Source organism: Pseudarthrobacter sp. NPDC092424 (genome assembly GCF_044754925.1).
In the GTDB taxonomy this organism is placed as follows: domain Bacteria; phylum Actinomycetota; class Actinomycetes; order Actinomycetales; family Micrococcaceae; genus Arthrobacter.
Window position 1 is genome coordinate 1 of record NZ_JBIVQC010000014.1, and the last position, 21452, is coordinate 21452.

Annotated in this window: 23 protein-coding genes; 9 read left to right on the plus strand and 14 right to left on the minus strand. The window is 62.3% G+C overall.

Features of this window, described 5'->3' with window-relative positions:
• From ACIQCN_RS14760 to ACIQCN_RS14800, 9 genes are all read right to left on the minus strand, one after another.
• Window positions 1-1524, minus strand: a 1524-nt coding sequence (locus ACIQCN_RS14760; protein WP_400611605.1) for a helicase HerA domain-containing protein, incomplete at its 3' end; no start/stop codon positions are given.
• Window positions 1524-3032: an SCO6880 family protein gene (locus ACIQCN_RS14765; protein ID WP_400611607.1), complete on the minus strand. Its 1509-nt coding sequence runs from the start codon at window positions 3030-3032 to the stop codon at window positions 1524-1526. The genes ACIQCN_RS14765 and ACIQCN_RS14760, both read right to left, overlap by 1 nt.
• Window positions 3019-4299 (minus strand): hypothetical protein, encoded by a 1281-nt coding sequence (locus ACIQCN_RS14770; protein ID WP_400611609.1) that lies wholly within the window; start codon window positions 4297-4299, stop codon window positions 3019-3021. The genes ACIQCN_RS14765 and ACIQCN_RS14770 overlap by 14 nt, the downstream gene beginning before the upstream one ends.
• 1 nt (window position 4300) lies before the next feature.
• The gene (locus ACIQCN_RS14775) at window positions 4301-5047 is read right to left on the minus strand and encodes a hypothetical protein (RefSeq protein ID WP_400611611.1); all 747 of its coding nucleotides are present in this window, start codon (window positions 5045-5047) and stop codon (window positions 4301-4303) included.
• A 27-nt stretch (window positions 5048-5074) separates the two neighbouring features.
• A complete protein-coding gene (locus ACIQCN_RS14780) occupies window positions 5075-5344 on the minus strand; it encodes a TrbC/VirB2 family protein (protein ID WP_066435403.1) in 270 nt (89 codons plus the stop codon).
• 11 nt (window positions 5345-5355) lie between these two features.
• Window positions 5356-5970: a DUF6668 family protein gene (locus ACIQCN_RS14785; RefSeq protein ID WP_400611613.1), complete on the minus strand. Its 615-nt coding sequence runs from the start codon at window positions 5968-5970 to the stop codon at window positions 5356-5358.
• 39 nt (window positions 5971-6009) lie between these two features.
• Window positions 6010-7467 (minus strand): chromosome partitioning protein ParA, encoded by a 1458-nt coding sequence (locus tag ACIQCN_RS14790; RefSeq protein WP_400611615.1) that lies wholly within the window; start codon window positions 7465-7467, stop codon window positions 6010-6012.
• A gap of 40 nt (window positions 7468-7507) precedes the next feature.
• Window positions 7508-8020, minus strand: a complete 513-nt coding sequence (locus tag ACIQCN_RS14795; RefSeq protein ID WP_400611617.1) for a hypothetical protein — start codon at window positions 8018-8020, stop codon at window positions 7508-7510.
• Window positions 8017-9096 (minus strand): CHAP domain-containing protein, encoded by a 1080-nt coding sequence (locus ACIQCN_RS14800; RefSeq protein WP_400611619.1) that lies wholly within the window; start codon window positions 9094-9096, stop codon window positions 8017-8019. The genes ACIQCN_RS14795 and ACIQCN_RS14800 overlap by 4 nt, the downstream gene beginning before the upstream one ends.
• Before the next feature lie 175 nt (window positions 9097-9271).
• On the opposite strand from ACIQCN_RS14800, the gene ACIQCN_RS14805 reads away from it, so the two are divergent.
• The 7 genes from ACIQCN_RS14805 to ACIQCN_RS14835 all read left to right on the plus strand — a co-directional run bounded on the left by ACIQCN_RS14805 (window position 9272) and on the right by ACIQCN_RS14835 (window position 14651).
• On the plus strand, window positions 9272-9607 hold the full coding sequence (locus ACIQCN_RS14805; RefSeq protein WP_400611621.1) for a hypothetical protein: 336 nt from the start codon (window positions 9272-9274) through the stop codon (window positions 9605-9607).
• 171 nt (window positions 9608-9778) lie between these two features.
• Window positions 9779-10510, plus strand: coding sequence for a hypothetical protein (locus ACIQCN_RS14810; RefSeq protein WP_400611623.1), 732 nt, complete (start codon window positions 9779-9781; stop codon window positions 10508-10510).
• A 65-nt stretch (window positions 10511-10575) separates the two neighbouring features.
• Window positions 10576-11244: a hypothetical protein gene (locus tag ACIQCN_RS14815; protein WP_400611625.1), complete on the plus strand. Its 669-nt coding sequence runs from the start codon at window positions 10576-10578 to the stop codon at window positions 11242-11244.
• Window positions 11245-11297: 53 nt separating this feature from the next.
• Window positions 11298-11534 carry a hypothetical protein gene (locus ACIQCN_RS14820; protein WP_400611627.1) on the plus strand — a complete coding sequence of 79 codons (237 nt, stop codon included), beginning with the start codon at window positions 11298-11300 and terminating at the stop codon, window positions 11532-11534.
• A 564-nt stretch (window positions 11535-12098) separates the two neighbouring features.
• The gene (locus ACIQCN_RS14825) at window positions 12099-12956 is read left to right on the plus strand and encodes a hypothetical protein (RefSeq protein ID WP_400611629.1); all 858 of its coding nucleotides are present in this window, start codon (window positions 12099-12101) and stop codon (window positions 12954-12956) included.
• Between the two features lie 412 nt (window positions 12957-13368).
• Complete coding sequence (locus ACIQCN_RS14830; protein WP_400611631.1) at window positions 13369-14283, plus strand: ParA family protein; 915 nt, start codon at window positions 13369-13371, stop codon at window positions 14281-14283.
• Window positions 14280-14651, plus strand: coding sequence for a hypothetical protein (locus tag ACIQCN_RS14835; protein ID WP_400611633.1), 372 nt, complete (start codon window positions 14280-14282; stop codon window positions 14649-14651). The genes ACIQCN_RS14830 and ACIQCN_RS14835 overlap by 4 nt, the downstream gene beginning before the upstream one ends.
• Window positions 14652-14679: 28 nt before the next feature.
• On the opposite strand, the gene ACIQCN_RS14840 is transcribed toward ACIQCN_RS14835, so the two are convergent.
• Together ACIQCN_RS14840 and ACIQCN_RS14845 are read right to left on the minus strand one after the other, a co-directional pair.
• A complete protein-coding gene (locus ACIQCN_RS14840) occupies window positions 14680-15744 on the minus strand; it encodes a hypothetical protein (RefSeq protein ID WP_400611635.1) in 1065 nt (354 codons plus the stop codon).
• A 208-nt stretch (window positions 15745-15952) separates the two neighbouring features.
• Window positions 15953-16534 carry a recombinase family protein gene (locus ACIQCN_RS14845; RefSeq protein WP_214939464.1) on the minus strand — a complete coding sequence of 194 codons (582 nt, stop codon included), beginning with the start codon at window positions 16532-16534 and terminating at the stop codon, window positions 15953-15955.
• Window positions 16535-16761: 227 nt separating this feature from the next.
• On the opposite strand from ACIQCN_RS14845, the gene ACIQCN_RS14850 reads away from it, so the two are divergent.
• Both ACIQCN_RS14850 and ACIQCN_RS14855 read left to right on the plus strand, forming a co-directional pair.
• Window positions 16762-17286: an AAA family ATPase gene (locus ACIQCN_RS14850; RefSeq protein WP_028264576.1), complete on the plus strand. Its 525-nt coding sequence runs from the start codon at window positions 16762-16764 to the stop codon at window positions 17284-17286.
• Between the two features lie 106 nt (window positions 17287-17392).
• A complete protein-coding gene (locus tag ACIQCN_RS14855) occupies window positions 17393-17809 on the plus strand; it encodes a GNAT family N-acetyltransferase (protein WP_028264575.1) in 417 nt (138 codons plus the stop codon).
• Window positions 17810-17820: 11 nt separating this feature from the next.
• Here the strand turns inward: ACIQCN_RS14855 and ACIQCN_RS14860 are convergent, their stop codons facing one another.
• The 3 genes from ACIQCN_RS14860 to ACIQCN_RS14870 form a co-directional block, all read right to left on the minus strand.
• Window positions 17821-18660: an N-acetyltransferase gene (locus ACIQCN_RS14860; protein WP_081736644.1), complete on the minus strand. Its 840-nt coding sequence runs from the start codon at window positions 18658-18660 to the stop codon at window positions 17821-17823.
• Between the two features lie 24 nt (window positions 18661-18684).
• Window positions 18685-19197 carry a mismatch-specific DNA-glycosylase gene (locus ACIQCN_RS14865; protein ID WP_028264574.1) on the minus strand — a complete coding sequence of 171 codons (513 nt, stop codon included), beginning with the start codon at window positions 19195-19197 and terminating at the stop codon, window positions 18685-18687.
• A 263-nt stretch (window positions 19198-19460) separates the two neighbouring features.
• A complete protein-coding gene (locus ACIQCN_RS14870; RefSeq protein WP_364275476.1) occupies window positions 19461-21392 on the minus strand; it encodes a kelch repeat-containing protein in 1932 nt (643 codons plus the stop codon).
• Between the last annotated feature and the right edge of the window lie 60 nt (window positions 21393-21452).

Genomic DNA, 21452 nt, shown 5'->3' on the forward strand with positions numbered 1-21452 from the left:
GCGCTTGTTGGTGTCGTTCAGGGAGGCCTCGATGGAAGTCAGACCGATCTGGACGGGAATGCCGGGGCGGCCGCCGACCTTGATCAGGAATTTCCCGCGTCCGGGAGGTTCGACGTCGCCGCCGCGGGAGTCCCAGGCGGGCGGGTCCTGCCAGGAGATGAGCTTTTGCTGTTCCTGCCGGGAGAGCGGGATCGCTGCGGTAAGCAGCGGCATTTCGGACGCGGGAAGCCCGCCGCAGATGACCATGCCGGAGCGTTCAACGAAGCCCCGGGCCTTCATCCGGTCTTCTTCTGCCGGGAGTGCCAGCAGGTCGGACATCGTATGGGAAATCATGATCTGCCCGACGCCGACGGACCGGTTGAGCCTTGTTAGGGCATCCACCCGGTCGACCATGCCCTTGCCGGCGCGCAGGGCCCGCCACAACTCGTCCAGGACCACGAAGTAGTTCCTGCGCGGTTCCAAACCCGCGTCGGCGAGGGCGTTGGCGACGTTCACGGTGCCGAAGCCGTAGGACCAGCAAGCCAACAGCACGGCGGCCTGCAGGTCCGTTTCTGTCTCGTCAATGCTGGAGACATCGAAGACCACGGCCCGGTCGCGCCGCATGGGGTTCGTGGTGTGACGGGAAAATATCTCTCCGAGCTTGCCACCGCCAGTCAGGCCCAGCAGGGTCGCTTCCAATGCCCGGGTCTCCTGCAGGTAGACGTTCATGTCGCCGCGGTCCAACGCGACCTGGCGCAGCTCGTCCGGAGCGGCGGTGATGACGTCAAGCAGGTCTTTCAAGACGGGAATACCGTCGAAGGAGTCATCGAGGACGCGCAGTGCACGGTCCAGGATGGTCTGTTCCTGATCCGTGGGCGGGTTGTTCCGGCTGATCGTGATGAGGGAAACGACCATGTTGAGGCGACGGCCGTGGGCGTCGGCCCGGACCCGCACGGCTGCTTCGTGCTGTCCTCGTTCCTCGAGGAGTTGCGCGACCTCAATGGCCTGTCCCGGATCCAGGATGTTCAGGTAGCCCCGTCCCCGACCGAGTTCGATGACCTGTCCCCCGATCGCCTCAATGGCGTCCACGTGTTCGCCCTTCAAATCCCCAAGCACCAGCGGATGAACGCCCTGGCCGGACAGGCCCAGCATCATCCGGCGCACGAGGGTGGACTTCCCCAGGCCCGGTTTGCCGAGGACGAACGCGGAGGGGTTGGAAATCAGGTGAGCGCGCTGGAACCAGCTGATCGGATCGCAGCAGACGGTCGCCTGCGTTTCCTCGTGCCGCCCCAAGGGGACGCCGACCATGGGAGATGACGCCCCGGAGGAAAAAGGCCACAGCCCGCAAACCTGCACCGTGGTCCCACGGTACTCACGCACCGCCGGGACCAGGGCTGCAGCCCCGCCACCGCGGCCGGCCCAGCCACGGGACCCGGGGCCACGCAAGCGGGCCGGGCGATCCGTGGATGCACGGCGGTTGCGAGCCTCAGATTCCACACCGTCAAGAAGCGGATTCTTCTTCTTCTGTCGAAAGAGCTTCTGCATCACAGGGCCTCTCTGATTTCGGTGGGCAACAGGATGTGCTTGGGGAGGACCAGTCCGAGCGGCAGGGATGCGGCGAACGCGGTGTCCTGGGAGCCGTAGGCGCGACGTAGGAGCACCCGGGCGGTGCCGGAGGTCTGCTCCACGGCGGCGACGGCATCGGGAAGCCGGGCCGGGTCGGTGACGGTGGCGGTGACGACCATGCCGAAGTTCACCAGACCGGCACCCTGTGCTTCTTCCTGGGCGGTTTGAGCGGCGGAGCGGGCGTCGACCAGCGCACGGGCGGAGGGCCGGCCTCCGGAGGTGATCCGGACATTGGCGTTGTTCTGGTCGCGCTCGACTACGGCGGCGGCGCGGGCCGAATCCATCGGACGGTAGAGCAGGGAAACGCGCTTGCGGTCAATATCTCCGTGTGGGGCCAGCAGTCGGGAGAGGACCGAGGAATTTACCGAGCCGCGGGGTGCGCCCGTCATGGTCCAGGAGACCGAGAAGGCGGAATCGTGGCGGTAGTCGTCCCAGCTCGCCTGCGTCGCCGAGGGGCCGACTTCGCCCCAAGTGAGGGCGACCGGGGATCCGGCGGCGTGGGCTTCATCAATGATCAAAGCCGCCGGCGGATCGTAAGCGATCCGCACGACCTCGCAGAGCTCCTGCGCCGACATCGGTCGGGCGATGCCGGCGCCAGTGCTCTGCAGCCGGGCACCGAGCCCGGGGATGCGGGATGCCAGGTCCCGGGCGACGTCTTCGGGTTCGCGCTTCCGGGACCCGGATCGAAGTGCTGCAGTGAACGTCAGGGACACCCAGGCCCGGACGGTGGCCGAGCCTTCCGGGTAGGTACGGACGACCTCGCGAAGGATTGCCTTTGCGGCCTCCGGGGCGTCGGGGTGAATGTTCATCTCGACCTCGTTGCGCAGCCGGTAGCCGGAGTCCGGAGCGGTCTCCACGGTCACGGCGGCGGCCTCCAGTCCGGCTTCATCCCCGAGGCCGGCGAGCCAGCCGCCCCAGTTCGCTACCCAGGCGTCAACCTGTTCCGGATCCACCAGGGAAGCGCCGTCGGGTTCGGTGGAGAAGACCACGGTGAAGTGATTCGTGGTGGGGACGTGCAGCATGGCGAACGGGCGGTTGTAGGAGTCGTTGAACTCGTACAGCCGGGACTTCGCCGCAAGGCCGGGGAGCTGGAACATTCCCCACTCGGTGACCCCGAGCGGGCCTGAACGGTAGATGTTGGTCCCAGCGGAACGTGCGAGGCGGAAGTTCATCCTCGTCGCGAACCGGTCCACAATGGACTGTCCGTGCTTGTCTTTGACCGTCAGCAGCAGCACGAGCAGTCCGGCGACGGCCAGAACGCTCAGCCCCGGCAGCAGGCCCCAAATCGCGAAGGTGATGATGCCGGCCAGCAGCCCGGTCATGACGATGCCGGTGCCGATCGCGCCCAGGCTGCCCAGGCCGGCGGAACGTGGGACCCGCCAGTTGCCGTAGGACGGTTCCTTGTATTCGGTATTAATTGCTGCCACTGGGGCCCTCCCCGGTTGAGTCCTGTGCGGTTTGTTGTGCGGTCTGAGAGACCTTTGACGCTGTTTGCGCTCCTGCGGCGACTGCAATTCCGACTGGGCCCGCAGCCTTCGCCGCTCCTGATGCCGCCCCGGCACCGGCAGAAGCTGTGCCAGCGCCGCCCCCTGCCCCTGCGGTAGCGGCGCGCCCGGTGGTGCCCTTACCGGGAGCCCCTCCAGGGCCCGTTGAGCCTGGGGTGGGCTTGCCGTTGCCGCCGTTACTGCCGCCAGCGCCCCTGCTGCCCTGTGCGCCGGCTCCCTGGCCGGGCTGACTGGCCGGCGTGGGCGACGCGTTACCGCGTCCACTGCCGGAACGACCCATTGAGACAGCGCCTGTGGCCACGGCCCCCACCGCCGCCCCCGCTCCCGCACCGGAACCGGAAGCGACAGCTCCGACCATGGGGGTAACGAAGCGCATCAGGGCTGGAAGCGCGAGTAGGGCAACGATCATCAACGTGAACCCCGTGATGGAGCCGATCAGGGCATCCTTCCCGCTGGTCTTGCTCATCAACAGGAATGCGACCGAATACACGATGGCGGCCGCGGGCTTATAGAGAATGAACGCGATGGTCCAACCAATTGCCTTCTGGAACCACTGCCTGCCCATCTCGGTATTCGTGAATGCAGCCGTGGTGGGCAGGATGCCGGCCAGGATCACCAGCATGCCGCTGCGGACAACCATGAGAACGATCTGAAACAGGGAGGCAATCAATCCGATCAAGCCGAGGATGATGAGGATGAAGACCGCGTCGCTTGTGTGAATAGCGGAGATTTTTTGGAACGCGTCGGCGAACCCTTTGCCGTCCGTGGATCGTTCGATGATGACGCTGGCGAAGGCGTCGGCGGCAATCACCAGAATCGAGATGGTGCCAAGGCCTATGGCCGATACCAAGGTAAGGGTGAGCAGCGAACGGAGCAGGTCCTTTAGGGGTGCCCCGCGCTGCTCCCAAATCATTCGGATGCCGCCGAGGATCACAGCGAGGACTGCCAGGGCCAGCGTCCATGGCATCAATTCGCTGTTTACAGCGGATACGACCGGACTGGCCGTTGCCCCATCCTCGCTGGTCAGGTTTACAGTCGGCATGGATACCCAGAAGGTAGACAGAGTTGTCACCATCTGGCTCATTCCCTCCATGATGGACTTCGCCAGGTTGCCGATTTGATCGTTGGCTATGTCTTCGACTACGTTGCCCAAGCCACATCCGAAGTCTCCGAATTTGCACTCGGCCATGTCAGACTCCGGACCAGAGAATCAGGCCGCTGAGGTCCCTTATTTGGGTCGCACCAATGTATGTGGTGCCATCATCAGCTGGCTTTACTTTCCAGTCACCGTCCATCCATCGCATTGATAATGTCGTGCGTCCGAGTGCGCCTTTGTCGGTTTCAAAGGCGAGGTCGACGTTCGCCTCGTCAGGGGTGTACGACTTGATGAGGAATCCTCGAACCTGAATGGGGGCGCTGGGGCCGGTCGTGCGCGAACCCGCTGCCACCTGACGCATAGCTGCGTCTCTGCCAGCCCCAGGCACCAGGAGCTTGTCGGCCAGCTTCCGCTCCAGTTCTGCTGAACCAGAGGACCCCAGAGCAACGACGTTCATTGCCGCGTACAGGGACCCCGTGGGTGAATGTGCGAAGCATGAGCGGAAGCCGTTTGCGTCGGTTTTGCCCGGCCCAACCGCGGGATCCATGGGAGTCGCAATCTTGCCTACCAACTCCCATTTTGAGGTGGGCGCTGTACCAAGTGATGTTTCCGAGGAAGACGGAAGCCCACAAATGCTCTTGCCTCCGTCGCTCGAAGCGCTGGGGCTGGCGGTGACTGCGCTGCTTGAAGCTGGCGCGGGCTCCGCGTTGTTCTGTCCTTTAGGGAGCAGGAAGATGGCGATTCCTGCCGCGACCAGCGCAACCACCAGCGCGGCCGCGACGATGAATCCAGGTCTGGTGAACGGATTGCTTTCGGTTGTGCTCTCTGTTGACTGGCTCATACGGAACCTCCCGTTGATGATGCTGGTTTAGACGAAGGCGCGGACGATACCGGAGGCGCCGGTGATGATGATGCAGCCGGCCAGGACCCAGCCAAGTTTGCCGATGGACTCGCCGCCTTCACCGCGGCGGAGCTGGATGACCATGCCGATGCCGACGATGATGACGCCCAGGACACCGAGGACGAGGCCGATGCCGGAGGCCCAGTTCAGAACGGTCAGCAGTCCTTTGGCCTGTTCGGGGACGGTGGGCGTCGGGTTCGGAATGACGCTTGCTGCAAATGCGGAGAAGGAGTTCATGGTGAGACCTTTCAATTGGTGTTGCTCGGTGTGGTGTCAGTAGCCAAGGCGGCTAGGTCAGTGATGAAGCGTTGGTATTCGCGGGTCGGCGGGACAGCGGTGGACTCTCCATGCCGCCAGGCCTCTACCCAGGGCAGATTCCAGTAGCGGGGGGCTCCCCCGCCGACAATGGCGGTGAAGTCCCGCAAGGGTTTGGGTGTCTTCCCCGGTGCGTCCGCGAGGACGGCGAGGCCGAGCAGTTCAAGCTCCGGTGCCGCACCTGATACCCACTGCGTCAGGGCGCCGCGGGCAGCTGTCAGGCCGCGCATGTCTGCACGGCAGACCAGCAGCACCCGCGGCTTGCTGCCGTCCTGGAGGACGGGCCAGCAGTGACCGGTGGCCCGTGCCCCAACAATGAGGTCAGCGATCCGGCTTTCACCGGATCCCCCGTGGGCCCCTGTGATCCACAGTGCTGCCGAGCCGGCGACGCTGCGGCGGCCAAGCCGGTCTGCGGCGTCGGGTTCGACCATTCCTCTCAGCGGCGCACTGATCACAGCTGCCGGCGGCGCGGGCATCTCCGGAGTTGCCGTGTCCGCACTGCTGTCCGGTGCCGGTCGGGTGATCCAGGGGTTCAGGGTTTGTTGCATGGTTCCTCCTCTCAACTCTCAAGTTCCGTAGGAATGGTTCTAGAAGCCTTTGGCGACGGCGGCGGCCGCAGCGAGCCATGCCCGCTGGGTCGCGGGCTGGAGCGCTTCGTAGCGGATGGGCCCGTTGACCAGGGCTGGGTCGTACGGGATACGGACGACGGCCCGCACGAAGGGCTCGAAGCCGTCCGCGATCCGCTGTGCCTCGGCTTTGGCGCGCTTCAGGGCGTCTCCGGTCATGCTGCGCTTGGCGTCGGTGGACTCGGAGACGATCACGACGGCGTTGCGTGCCAGCTCTGCGTCGTGGCCACCACGGGATTCGAGGGTCTGCAGGGTCAGCCGGGCTGCTTCTGCGCGGTCCTCGATGGCGGTGACGGGGACGACGAGCTGGTTGGTGTGGTCGATCATCCGCCGCCAGTTCGCGGCCCGGGCGGTGTTACCGGAGTCCATGATGACCAGCCGGTAGTACCGGGTGAGGACCTGGTGGGCGATGTCCACTTCCTCTGCGGTGACTTCGTGATCGCCTTCTTCGTTTTCGTCCGAGCGCAGCACGTCGAACTTGTCGGCGGTCTGGTGGTGGACGAACTTGGCGATCTCGGCGGCGTTCGTGGACGGGGACAGCAGTTCGGTGGAGGAATCGATCAGGTCCAGGACGCTGCGGTCGTGGGCGCCTTTCTCGGTCCGCCATCCCAGGGTGCCCTGGGATTCGTTGTTGTCCCAGGCCACCGTTGCTGCACCGCTGTAGCGGGCAAGGATCGCCGAGAGCATCACAACCGTGGGCGTCTTGTTGGCCCCGCCCTTGCGGTTGACCACGGCGATGGTCCGCGGGCCGGGCCAGTGCTGGCTGACGGTGCGGATGTCTTCACGCTCGGACAGTTCCTCTTCTGAGGGGTCCATCCGGAAGCCCAGGCGGGTAAGCGCACCCCGCCAGCCCTGCGTGGCCGGCTCCAGCACCGGGGCGCTGACCAGGAAGGAGGTCTCCTTCAAACTGCGTCGGGTAGCCGGCGCATCGGCTGCAACAGCCTGCGGTGCCTCATCGTCGGCCGGAGCCGCATCCTCTGCCAACGCCGTCTCCACGGGAAGGGGCGGCCAGGGCTGACGTTCCACCGCCGACTGGGCGGCTTCAGGCTTCACCGCAGGCGTTGGCGCGGTAGTGGTGTCGCTGGCTTCGACGGCGGCCGCAGCGGGCGTGCTGGCGGGTGCGGCAGTTCTGCGGCGGGCGGGCCGGGGCTCGTAGGAGACGGATTCGACTTTGCCGTCCGGGTGGACGATCAATTCACCGTGGCCTTCGGGATCCTCGATCCGGACGCGAACGGGGCGCTGCAGCGTCTTGGCTTCTGCCACGACAAGGGCCAGGGCGTTGTCGCGCAGGTCCTGCAGAGTCTCCCCTGCCGGGACGACGCGGGAGTTGCCGGCAACGGTGACCTCGGCGGTGCCGTTCTCGCTGATGATGGCCTGGATGTTCGGGAAGGCCAGGACCTCTGTTGATGTGGTGCTCATGAACCTGATTCCTTACGTTGACGGGGTTAGTGAGGCGCGCTTAGGACGCGGGCGGGGTGAGCCGGTTGACCTTCCACGGGGCTTCCGGGCCGGTGCGGAGCAGTTGCAAGGTGTAAGTGCCGGCGTCGGTGGGCACGGCTGCCATGACGCCGTAGCCGTTGGCCTCATCGACCGCCAGCGTCGCAGGACCGGTGACGCGGGTGGCGGGGATATTGGCGGGGTCCACGGCGGAGTAATCGGCGGTAGCCTGCGGCGTGAGCCAGCGGGCGAGGTCGTTGGCCCACTGCTTGTCCTCCACGCCCGGGCGGGCGAAGTCAGTCATTGCCTTCTGAGCGGTGTCTACGGCGGCGTCCTTGCTGGCTTGGTCCCAGCTGATGCCGATGGTGGCCGGGACGGTGCCGTCGGGGGCCTGCGGGCCGCTGCCCGCGCTCAGGGAGACCGGTGCCGAGGCAGTGGCGGCCGTGCTGGTCGCCGGGACCGGCGTGGTGTTCGCTGCCGGTGCGCAGGCCGTGCACAGCAGCACCGCCGCGGTCAGTGCCAGGGATTTTTTCACTTCTTCTCCTCTTGGGTGGGCAGGTACAGGAAGGCTGACGGAACCGTGTTGCTGACCGTGCGGGTGTAGTAGTTGTGGTCATCCGGGGGCGGGTTGCCGTTGTAGCCCTCTTCGACGTAAGTCCCGTTGTCCTTGACTTCCTTCACTACCGCGACGTGGCCATAGGTCGGGTCCGCTCCCCCGGCGCCGGGGGCGTACCAAACGACCGCGCCGACCCGGGGAATGTTGCCGGTGGCCCAGCCCTTGGCGTCCCAGCCGGCCTTCCAGGTCAGGGCCGAACCCAATCCCTGGCCGTCCGGGCGGAAGGTGCCGTTGAGGAACTTGAACGGGGCACTGGTGGACCCCATCTGCTGGTTCACCCGCCAGAGAGCGAAGTCCACGCATTCGCGGTAGAACATGCCCAGCGGCGATGCCGCCGCTGGGCCCGTGCCGGCCTGCACCCAGGTCGGTGAGTTCTTCCACGGGTAGTCATCCCCGGCCCCGGACTGCCCTGGGATCGCGCAGCCGCTGCCTTCCAGCGAAAACGTGCCGTCCGAGAGGGCCTGGACGAGTTTCACGGCCTCGGGCCAATACTTCTGGTAGTGGTACGGGTCAGCGTTGCGCTGGACCTTGTTGGCGGCAATGGTCGGCTCCAGCAACTCCCAGCCATCCACCTTCTGCAGCGCCTTGATGAAGTTCGTCGCACTGACGGTCGGGTCCATCCGATCCGCGTACGATCCCCACGCACCGTTCCCGCGCTGCTGGAACAAACCCCGTGAATCCGGACCGGCGACGTCGCCGCGGTCGAGAACACGGAGCCCTGACTCCCCCAGGGCCACCATGACGCTGATCATCTGGCCCTTCACGGGCAGATTCAGCGCCTTGCCCGCACCCATGATCGCGGCAGCGTTCTTCAGCTGCTCCTGGGAATAGCCTTCGACCTTCGTGTCCCCGTTGATCGACACCGAGACTGTCGGGCCGCAGTCGGCAGCGGCAGGCTTCGCGGGTGCGAGCAGCAGGAGAACGGAGAAGACCAGCCCGAAGAAGAGCCCGGGGATGGCAATGATGGCCACCAGGCCAAGCGATTTGCGCTGCATCAGATCCGCCCCCTCCCCCTTGGGTGTCTTTCCAGATTTACCGGTCGTGGCTGACAGATTCATTCGTCTTGTGCCGACCGGTCCTACTAATGACTCTAGACGAAAGATGATCGTTTAGCGATACACTTAGATTCACAACTGAAAGCTAGTTCTCCTAATCGGGCAAGATAGACGCATGCCGCGCCTCATCCAGCCCAGTCACCCGCAGGAGGTTGAGGCAATCATCGAAATTCTCGGAAACCGCGCGCATGCGGCGATCCTGCGGTACCTGTTCCAGGTCGGCCCGTCGACGACTGGGGAGATCCTGGGCGGGATTGTCCTGGATAGCGGCAAGAAGCTCACGCGCCCGAGCCTCCAGCACCACCTGGAAGCCCTTGAACGTGCCGGCGCTGTCACTGCCGACCACCCCCGCGGCCAACGCCACGGAAAGCGGGTGAAGTATGAAGCCAATATCGATGCTGTTGAGTTCGAAATGCTGCCTGCATACGTCAGCTACCTACGAGGAAAATAAGGACCAGAAGCCACAACTTCACCGCTTGATGAAGCATCGTGACAAACTTGTCAAAGCGATCTGCTGTCAAAGCTCAATATATCATCAAGATACGAAATTATGCTTTTGTCCCACACTTCACAGTAGAGTGAGTCGCAACACCCAAAGCAAAAGAAGCCGGGAAACAGAGTTATGGCCGTTAGCGCACAGGAATTCAATGACTGGCTGCGGTCCCACGGTCTGCCCAACGGGACTTCCGAACTCAGCAAGTTACTTGGACTAAACAGAGCGACGCTGAACAAGCAGAGGCTCCGCGGCCGGGTCAGTGAAACCGTCGTCGTGGCGTTAGCCAGGGTGGCGCAGATGAATCCGGTTACGGCGCTGGGCGAGTTTTCCCAGTACCGAGGGGTCCCCGACGGCCTCAAGCCGCCCACCGACGCCGAACTGCTCAGCCAGATGACCTATACCGATGTGATGGTCGAGCTCCTGCGCCGGTCGAGAGCTGACCTCGCGCACCGGCTGGCCGGCTACGAGATGAGCCAGATCCCGCACGATGACGCGGTACGAGCATGGCTCGATGCTGTAGACCCCGGCGATATCAGGCGACAGATCGCGGAACGGACCGGCATCAAACCGGCAAACCTCTCTGCACTCCTCACGGAGAACCGCTTGCCGCCGGAAGTCGCCGTAGCAGCAGCAGAGCTTGCTGGCACGTCCTCTGCCAGCGGCCTTGTAGTAACTGGCCTCGTAACACCAGAGGAGGCAGGGTGGCCGCTGTACTGCCGGGAGAACAGCTTTGACCGGATGGACGACCTGGCGCTCATCGACGCCACCGAGGCGAAGTTGAAGCAGCTGCGCCGCGCAACGAAGAAAAAGATGGACACCGAAGCTACGGTGCAAAACTTTTGGGAGACATTGGGCTAATGGAAATACTCTTCTGGGCCGTACTCGCGGTGGCCGCGGGTCTGAGCCTTACACGCGTTCCCGGCTTGAGCCGCAGCCGCAACCAAGCGATCTTCCTGTGCGGCCTATCGCTGTGCCTGGCGTTCGCAATCATGCTCCCCCCGGTTTACACGGCCATCGACGGCATGTTCGTGCGAACCAACTTCACGGACCTGTTCGCGAAATTGTGCCTTTTCCTCGCCGTCAACATACTCGTCGCCCAAATAGCCAAGCCGATCAAAGCTGAGGGGGCACTGCACCTGACGGCAGCCATTCCGGGCCGACTGATACTTGTCCTGGTCTACGGGCTGGAAATGGTGCTGTTCGCCATGACCACAACCGACAAACCCTCCCCCGGCCTGGCGGCGTACATGGCCGACCCGGTGGTGTTCGCCTATAACGCGGTCACGGTCCTCTACGTCGCTTTCCTTTGCAGCCTGGTCGTGAGCCCACTGCTCCAGCAGGTGCGCAGAGGCGGCCACCTGTTCCAGCGTTGGTCTTCCGGCCTCGTCCTGGCCGGCTTCTCCTTGGCAATCTTGCGGGCCGGTGTTTTCCTCGTGGGCTGGGCGGTGCCCGGGCTGTACGAGGTGGGGCAGAGCATCAGTGCCATTTCCGCGCTCTTCGTGGTGGCCGGACTCGCCTGTGCATGGCTTGGCCTGCGGAAATACAGCGTCCCGGCCATTCGTCAAAGCCACTTGCGGGGGGAATCAGCGTGACTCACAGCGTGTCGCCGCGTGTTAAATCTAGTCATATAGCTACTGTGAGCCACATGGGAAAAGTTCTCCGGCGCGCGCGCGGCACAGGCATAGGCAATGTGCAAACTAACTACCTCATCCCCCCTCACAGCAAACAGAAGCTGGAAGACGTCTCGTCCCTGATGGGCATGAGCGCGGCCGAGGGACTAGAAGCAATCCTTGATCACCTCGAACTGGAGGCCGATGGCCTGCCGTCCTGGGCGGATCGAAACACGCTACCGGAGGCTTTGCCTATCGCTAAGGCCAGTTAAGAGTTGAAGGCCCGCACAAGGCGGGCCTTCACTAAGTATCCGTTCAGATCCACGTTTCCTGGCAGTTACAGCGATCTGAACTTTTGAAGCTTCCTCTCGCGAGGACGCTCCCTTTCTCACACCCTCCAACAAGAAGGTATTGCCCCTATGGTACCGGAACCGAGTTCCGGGTCAACGGCTGCGCATATGAGTGTCGGCCGTCAAGTCACAGCTGGAAGAGACCCTGAACGGCTGCTGCTGACCCCCGAAAACGTGTCTGCTCTCGGAGCCGGCCTCCCCGAGGCCGCCGAACCCCTACCCAGCGACCCCCCTTCCCGGCCCAGACGGCGGGCAGGCCGCAAGGGCAAGCACAAGCCCAGGCGCGTCAGGAGGGCCAATGAACGCAGCAACCGGGCCGTCTGGTCCGTCATCCCAGCCGGACACCGACCCGCCCGGCACGTCATCCGGTGGCTGCGCAGCTTCCAGGACATCCCGGCGTTCCAGCTTGCCCGCAAAGACCTGAAAGCGAACATCTGGCGCTTCGCCAACGCCCTCGCCCAGTGCCCGGGCTTTGACCCAACGAGTATGACGATCATGCCCGTCTGGCAGCGACTCCAGGAACGCTTCGGGTTCCCACCGAAAAGCATCTCCAACTACTTCCGCCGACTTCGGGATTGGGGCGCCTTAGCCGTCGTGGCCACGGGCCGCACAGCCGAGTTCACACCTAAATCCAGCGGGCGTGCCGAGAATGAAGCAGCCATCTACGTGCTGCTCGAAAGGGTCGAAGAAAAGGATGTGGAAAAAAGTAGCGTACCGGTGCCCACTAGGGCTGTTAATAACCCCCCGCACGCGCGGGCGGGCGAAGATTCAAAACTTCAAATCGAAGCGGCTCCGCCGCTAACTTCTCCCAAGCGCGCCGCACAACGGCGCGAGGTCAATCACCACCTGCGAAATCGGCAAGAACCCTTCTGGGACCCGAACGCGACGACAAACGCCATGACCAAGCGTGAGCGCCGCGAGGCTGAGCGTCTAGCCTCGCTGGAGCTTCAATTCAGGTCTTTGGCCCTGCGACGCATCTCGACGGCGCACGTCGCCGCAATTTGCCGGCCTTTCCTGCAGGCAGGTTGGACGGTCAAGGATCTGCACCATGCCATCGATTGGCGCCCCAACACGGACGCCAGATACCACCACGACGCGGATTACGGCGTCGACAACGTTGGAGCCTGGCTCCGCTACCGGCTCAGCAAGTGGATTCGCCACGACGGAGGCTTCTACCGCTCCCCCAGCCAGAAGCAGGCGGCGGAGAAGGCGCAGCGTAAAGCAGAGCAGCGCGCAGCCAGCGAGCGAAGGGAGCGCGACCGCGTCGAGCGCGCGGCGTACGAGCCGTCTGCCCTGGGATGGCGAGAGCGCGTCGCCCTCCTGCAGAAAGCGAAGGGAGCTTGATGAACCAGCTCCAGGGCTTGCCAGGAGGCTGCCGCCAGCGACAGCAGGCGCTGACACCCAGTGTGGACCGCTTTGAGATTCATCCTCCGGTCTCCACCGGCCCACAGTGGGGACAGCGCAAGGGATCTACACGCCGGGAAGGTTTCTCCCTTTTTGCGACTGATTCAGTAAGTATCGCTGACCGGGGAAGGTTCCCCCACTGGGGGCCAAGGCTCAGGCTGCCGCTCCCCCGTTCATCTGCCGGCAGGCACGACATCGCTTGTGAAAATTGCGTATACAGCTTTGCAAGCGAACCTTTTATCGCTGGCTTTACTTTATTCACTTGTGAAAAAAGTAAAGACACGCCAGCAAGCTTCACAAGTGAAACAAGTAACGCTGTTTACGCTGGGAACACTTGTGAAAGGAATAGTCGATGAAACACGATGTGGACCGTGGCGCGCTCAGCAGGGTTATCGCGGTAATCAACGGCAAGGGCGGGGTCTTCAAGACCAGCCTTGTTGCCAACGTCGGGGGACTCCTCGCGGAGGCGGGCTCACGCGTGCTCCTGGTAGATCTTGACCCACAGGGCAACCTCGCGGAGGACCTAGGCTATTCCGACCAGGCAGACGGCGGCAGGAGCCTCGCGGCCGCTCTCTGCTTCGGCGCCGAGCCAACCCTGCTGTCGAGCATGCGACCCAACCTGGACGTCATTGCGGGCGGGCCGGAACTGGACGATGCAGCAGCATTCCTTGGAGCCAAAGCCCAAAAAGACCGCGATGCAGCCCACTTGGCCTTGGCAAAAATGCTCGCAGGAATAGCGGGGGAGTACGACCTCGTCCTACTTGATTGCCCGCCCGGTAACGAGCCGCTGCAGGCCGCGGCCGTCGCTGCCGCACGGTACGCCCTGGTGCCGCTAAAGACAGACATGTCCAGCCGCAAAGGCGTTGCTGCGGTGGCAGCACGCATGGACAGCGTCGTGGGACTCAATCCCTCACTGGATCTCCTGGGCGTTGTCCTGGTGGGGACCGGAACCAACGCAAAACAGGTCCACAAAGTCACCCGCGATCACCTCATTGCCGACTTCGGCACCGACCAAGTCCTGTTCCCCATGAGCATCCGTCACGCAGAAGCCACCGCCCAAGCCTGCAGAGAGCGGGGGCTACTGGCCCACGAACTCGAACGGGAACTCAACAAAGCACCCAAATGGTGGGAGATTCGTCGCGGAGAAGCCAAAGCCACGAACGCCGGCCCCAAATCTGCATCCAGCGTCGCCGAAGACCTGCACGCAGTCGCCATGGAAGTAACGCGGCGCATAGCCGCCACGGAATCACAGGAGGTCAGCGCATGAGCGCCGCCCAAAACTCCAGCCGTCCAGCACTCGGCCTCCCACCCCGCCCCAGCGCTGCAACGCCGAACGATGCGCCGCTGGCGCGGATGCTGCCCGGCCGCCGGCAAGAGCCGGCCGCGAAGAAGGAAGAGGCCAAGGACGCCGAGACGGCGCCTATGACCGTAAGCATTCCCACCGCCATCCGTAACCGCGCCAAAGCCGCCTACAAGGCGACCAGCTACGTCGAGGGGGATAACACCTGGGCCCACTTCGTAGCTAAAGCCATCGAAGCGGAAACCCTACGGCGCGAAGCTGAACACAACCAGGGCGAGATGTACCCGGCTTGGGGGGAGAAGCTGCCCGGCGGCCGCCGGCTCAAGGACAGCTAAGTAAGTTCACCGACTCCACGGTCAGACCTCAGGAGACCGTCTTAGCGTCCAGCAGCCGCTGGGGCTCATTGCGCCGGGAACGCGTGGATCGTACCCAGTGGCGCGCCTCCTGGTCTCGATACCCGAGGATCAAATTGCGTGGAGCTGCCCACGTTTCGACGCTAGACCATAAGTGGATATCGGCCCAGTCGTCATAGAACTGTGGAGTCGAAAACTCCAGTTTCACCAGCATCTGGCTACTTGCCTTGATTGAACCCAGTGACCACTGATTCGTTCCTGGCGGGAAGAGGTCTTCGTAGTCGTTCCGCCAGATCCATGCTGGAGGTGATCCTTCCAGGAATTCTCCGCTTCTGCGTGCAGCAGGAACCACCCGGTCCGCGACGGAGATACTCGTGACCTTCCGATCCTCTTCGCGTAACCACAGGGACAAATCGTGGAAGGCAAGGTCCTTTGAGCGATTTCGAATAACTACATGGACGAATAGAAGTTGCCGCTCGTCGTCTTCTTCCTCGGCCTCTATCCCGCTCTGACGGCGCGCTTCGTCTTCCTCCAGCAGCCTCTGCAACTGCTCGTCGTGCACGTCCTGGTATTCAGAGTCAGGGGGAGGCGGGCCCCAGTGGTACTTGAAAGAGAGTTGTCGCGCTTCTTTGAGAGCGAGTTGGTCGATTTCCTTCTTCAGGGCTTCCCTTTCTTCCCTGACCAATGCCCGCTCCTGTTCACGCTCGTAGCGGTCGTGCTCGCGATCCGCTTTCAGCTCCCTTTCGGTGCCCTTTTGAGCCTCAATTGTGTGTTTAATCGACTGCGAGGCAAAGTAAACAGCGCCGATTGCTCCGACAGCACTTGCCCAACTGCCCCAGGCGGCCCAGTCATCAGCGGAAGCCGGCCAAAAGTAGCGGTCACCCGGCGGCAGGAAGTTCCAGCGGACTATGCCAGCGATAGCAGCGACAGTCACGGCGATGAAGGTCCAGAACACCAGAAAGAACCGGTCAGGAGGACGAGGAGGACTGGTGGCTTCGTTGCCGGTTTTAGCCTCTTCTTGGCTTCCTGCGTCCGCAAGTTCTTTGGCGCTTTCGCCGCCCCCAGTCAGATTCAAAGCTGCGTTCCTTCTTCTGCCGCGTTTTCCAGCCAAATGTCATTACAAGACGGATTGACTATACGTCCAAGCAGACAAGGTGTTGTGAGGCCACTTGAATAAGTCAATAACGACCGTTTTTGATGACCGCACGGCAAGTCCTTCAAATCCCGGGCTGTGACTGTTGGCGGTAAATGGCGGTCTTTTTACGGCGCTAATTGTCGCCCTACTAGTCGGCAAGCGCTCGTGACCGCCTGTAGAACGTCGCTCGGGACATGCCGAGATCCCGGGCAACCTGCGCCGCGGGCTCGCCACCTTTGACCAGGCGAACAGCGCTTCTGATCTGACTATCAGTGACCCGGCGGGGTCGGCCGCCAAGGTCCTTGCCAGCTTCTCTTCGCTTGATTATGGAATCCGTGACGCGTTCGCGCTTGATCTCGTGCTCCATCTGCGCAAGGGCGGCCATGATCGTGAACAACATAGAGCCCATCGGTGTTGCTGTGTCGACGTCGCCTCCGCCCAGGTTCAGGACGCGCAGGCCGGCTCCCCTGCTGCGGAGTTCGTCAGCGAAGGCAAGCATGTTCTGAGTGGATCGCCCGAGCCGATCCAAAGTCGTGATGACCAGGGTGTCACCCTCCATGAGCGCGTCGAGCGCTCGATCAAACTGGGGTCGCGACGCACGCGCTCCGGAGACACCCTGGTCGACGTAAAGGTCATCGCGTCGAACGCCGGCGGCCAGTAGATCCGCCCGCTGCCGGTCCGTGGACTGCTGCCGCGTCGAAACCCGTGCATAGCCAATAAGTTTCGACACGCCTGCCTCCAATGTGTCTCATAACTAATGACTAGTACGCCAATTCAAGCAGAAGGTTTCGAGACATAGTTATGAGAATCGCCGGACGCAGAGAAAGTCACGAGATTGTCATTTTCAGAAGTCGTCTGCACGGAATGTCAGAAGTCGTCTGCACAACGGTTCCAAGTCCCGCAAGGGACCGGCTTACGGGCACTACAAGGACACTTCGTGTGACTAGAGTTCAGTCCATGATCGTTTGGCTCAACGGCACCCACGGAGCGGGAAAGACAACAACGAGTGCGCTTGTGCAGCGAATGCTGCCCGACTCCCGCGTCCTCGATGCCGAAAAGGTCGGCGAGGTGCTCATGGACATTAGGCCGGGACTTCCCGCAACGGGCAACTTCCAGCACTGGGAGCCATGGCGGCCGCTCGTTGTTGAAACCGCACGGCGCGTGCTTGAGTTCACCGGAGGCACACTCGTGATGCCAATGACTGTCCTGGTCGAGAGCTACTGGCGGGAGATTAGCGACGGTCTTACGAAGCACGGCATACCGATCCGGCATTTCGTGCTCCATGCCGACCAAGCGGCGCTGCACGACCGCATACAGAACGACAAAGTTCTCGGCCCCTCGACGTTCCGCTTCTCGTATTTGGAACCATACGCGGACGCAGCTCGTACCTGGCTACACAATGAAGCGGAGGTCATCGACACCACAGACATCACGCCGGACCAAGCTGCGCAGCAGATCGCGGACTCGGTGCTTGGCCGCTGAAAGTGCCGAACGTCCGGCCTGCGTGTCTCCGCCAAGAGGATCCCGAATCGGGAAGGACGTTCCATGGTTTGAAACTGCATTGCCCCATTCCCCTAGGGTGGTGGTCATGTCTGAGCCATATTTTTTCTCCGCCGAAGCGGACATAGTTGATCGTGGCCGCGTACACCAGTGGCTCAGCGAGCAGTCCTACTGGGCGCAAGGTCGGGGTCGTGAGCAGCAGGATGCAGCTATCGACGCCTCTCGGAACTACGGGGTCTACGACGTCGGGACTGGAGAGCAGGTGGCCTACGCTCGCGTCGTGACTGACGGCGTTACGTTTGCCTGGCTGTGCGACGTGTTCGTTGCGCCCGAAGCCCGCGGTCAAGGCATCGGGAAGATGCTCGCCGCCGGTGTATTGGCGGACCTGGAACCTCTAGGCCTGAAACGGATTTTACTTTCAACGGCAGATGCTCACGGGCTTTACGCCCAATATGGCTTCACAGAACTGACTGAGCCATCAAGAATGATGGCACGAGTGCGCTGACCCATCCGTCACTAGGACGCCTTATGGCCGTCATGTGTGACCTTCGGGGATAAATGGCGGCTTTTCACGGCGCTGTTGGCGCTTGGTGCAGCGGCAGCCAGGCCTAGTGAGTAGTGGATGCAGGGACGTCCGGAATCTTCAAAGACCCCATGCCCGGTAACCTGCCAACCCGCACTTTCATATATCTTGCGGGCGGAAAGGTTTTCTTTTAGCACTCCGAGGGTCGCCTCTGCGAATCCCTCCATCACGAGTGACTGAGTGATGTTTGCAAGCAAGGCTCGCCCCAGTCCGCGGGACTGAATCGCGGGGTCAACGGCCAGCAGCGTGAGGTGAGCCGCTCGTGCAGCAGCCGGCGGAGTCTTATCTATTGCCAGCGCAAACCCATAGGTCCTTGAGCCGCTTTCCGCGAGGGTAAGGATACTTCCCGGGACGGTGAGTTTTGCCATTGCTCTGCGCTTCACTTGTTGATCGCTGTGTGTGCCATCACGAACGGCAAGGGCGTTCATCCAGAGTTCTGCGCATCCAGGGAAGTCCGCCTCGGTTCCCGCGCGGAATATTAGTGGCGCGGGCCGCCTGTTCCTGTTGTGATTTTCCATCCATACATTTGTAGCGCAGTCGGCCCGATTCGTGTCCGTGGGCTTAGTGAGGAATAGAACGTATCTTGCAAACGATCGTTCGCAAGACAGCACTTGGTTTTCCCTCCTGCCCCTGGCATCCAAGGATTCGCGGTGTAACGCCTGCCGTGTGCGCGCCAAAGTAACGGCTGGCTCCATGCGCGAAACACCGCGTGCAAAGATCAACGCTTCAGGAGGACGGACCCGCCCGGGAGGCCGCCATGGGGCTCCGCTCATACAGGCGCCGTTCCAGATGTCGGCCTACTCCCCCAATTTGTCGCTGCGTCTCCCCAGATGCAGGGCTAGCCGCGCCCACCAATCGAGCCGATCTCCGCCCCTGTTCGCACCGGAACTGCTGGGCAGCACGAACACTTCGCTACCAGCGATTCTCCAGTACTGAAGGCCCATCTCGACACTCTGACCGGGATCGGCGTGCTCGACGTAATCCTCGGCAACACCCTTGCCGTTGAAAGCCACACACTGAGGCCGGAACTCGCGCACCAGTGCCTCCAACCGTGCGTGGCCGGCGCCAAGTTCGTCGGACTTGTTCAGGTCGGTCAAACCGATCCCCAGTCGCGGAAGGTCTTCGTCGTCCTGCCAGGTCAACGCCTCGGAGGTCAGCCCGGAGTCGTAGAGAAGGCCCCAGAACGCATTGCCGCCGTCCGCGTAGTAGTGGCCTTTTTGGAGGCTTTTGCCACCTGGCTTTGGCATATCCCCACTGATGAGCAGCTGCATTCCTGCAGCAATCCGGTCCGGCAGACCCGCTCTATCCATTCCCCGCCTCCTTCGCCTAGGCGCCTCATGGTATCGGGCTTCCACCGTTTCCGGGCGTACTGAGGCTTAGCGTTGGACATTGCACTTTTCAGACGCCACCTCAGGGCTCCTTTCGCCTCAGGCAGACCGGATCCCCTGATTCTTGCAAACGAAGGATGCCGAGAAAACAGCGAACCGAGAATCGGGGGTTGATTGCCCATCGAAGGTGTGGATCGCGGCAGAGCAACGTGACTATCAATCTGGTCCAGAACAGTCCCACGACTTCATGGGCTGACTCCTTTGCAGGGTTTGAGGTAAGCAACTGCGCTTGCGGTCGGTTCGCTGTCGTCCCCGTTCCCTACCGTACCGCCTGCGATAAGAACAGTGCCGTTGGCGAGCAGTGTTGCCGTGTGGTCGCTGCGGACGTCTCCAAGGCCAGTCTGTAGTGACCACGTCTCAAGCAGGGGGTCAAACAGTTCGACGCTGTCAATGCGCTCGTCTGAGCCCGTCATTCCACCGACAACAAGGACCGTGCCATCGGGCATCAGTGTGGAACTGTGATCGTAGCGGGCGACTTTCAGATCTGCCGTGGCCGACCACGTTTCGGTCGCAGGTTTATACAGTTCGGTCGTGGCGATGGCGACGCCCCTGTCGAAGCCCCCGGTTACAAGCACCGAGCCCGTGGATAGAAGGGTCGCGCAGTGGCTTGAGCGGGCAACTTTCATACGTGCCACGGTGGACCAGGTTCCGGTCTGTGGGTTGTAAAGCTCGGCTGGGTCCAATCTTTGGGGGTTGGCGTAACCGCCACAGACAAGCACAGTGCCGTCGAGGAGCAGGGTGGCACAGTGGCCGTGGCGGGCAACTGCCATGCTGCCCGTTGCAGTCCACGTTCCAGCCGCTGGGTCATAGAGCTCGCTACTAGCCAAGGGGGCTCCATATTCGGCCAATCCGCCGGCAACCAAGACTTTCCCATTGGGCAGTAGCGTGGCTGTGTGTGAACTTCGGGCAGTCGCCATCTTGGCTGTGTTCTGCCAAAGTCGGGCTGCTGGGTCGAACAATTCGGAACTTGCCATGGGTTCCCACCAGTAAATCGATCCCCCAGCAAACAGGACTGTTCCATTTGGCAGCAGTGTCGCTGTGTGTGAACTTCGGGCAGTCGCCATCTTGGCTGTCTTCTGCCAAAGTCCAGTTGCTGGGTCGAACAACTCGGCACTGCGCAAAGCACCGTCGCGCTCCCCTCCGGCAACGAGTACTGTACCAACGGTCAGGAGCGTGGCCGTGTGCTCTGTTCGGGCTTTAGTCATCGGCTCTGCTGCTGTTACCGCAGGTTCCTTGGTTAGTTCCGGCGGAAAGCGATTCCGAAATCTGGCTGTATGCCACTCTTGATAGTTGTCGTGGAACCCCTTCACGAAGTTCAGGTACGGAGCAGATCCATAGCCGCCCATTCCTTCTACTGAGAACCCCATATCCCACACGTCGTCGTTGTCGAAGATGATCCTCATCGCCATGCGCGGTAGGTCGAAGCCGGCGAAAGGGGCGAGCTCGGCGGCTTCAAGTTCACTCGGGACTATTGTGTATCCCACGCTTCTGATAAGGGAGAAGTCCATGATTCTGTCGCCGGGCAAAGGGTCCCCGCTTGTTGCCAGACTCTGCATCGTAAACACGCCGATTCTGTCTTGCGTGCACGCGACCAGGCCCTCCTGCGGATGCGTGGATTCGCGAGTCTCGAACGTGCAGAGCAGAGAGTACCCTCCTGCCAGCGCCTGAAAACCGCGTCTTATCTTGTCTAAATTTGAGTCAAATTCATTTTCCTGAGAACCGGCATACGACAGCTTGAGAAACGCGGCATCATCGGCGTCTTTGTGGAGTCTCAAGGTCTGCACGATACTCTCGGCCGAGGGGCCTGCTCCCGGGCCGTAGATCTCCTCCGTATCGATGGGCTCGTGCCAGGACCCACGACCGAAGACCGTTTCCCACAGGATGATCCGCTGGCGGTGGGCCTCAGCTCCCATCGGAAGCTGCCCCAAACGCTTCAAAGTCTGATTGATTTCAAACGAAACCTGCTGTCGTTCCATCACAGAGCGCGGAACGCCCTGGGCGCGTTTTTGCTCCTTAATGTAGGCAGTCTGCGCAAGGCAAAACGCCTCATCAGGGGTGAATCCCGCGAGTACCAGCCGCGACATCATTCCATTGACTGCCCCATCCAGCCAAGCCATGGAACGTATCATGTCGCGCGAGCGACGGAACGTCAATGGACCCAGACCTGCTGAATGGCG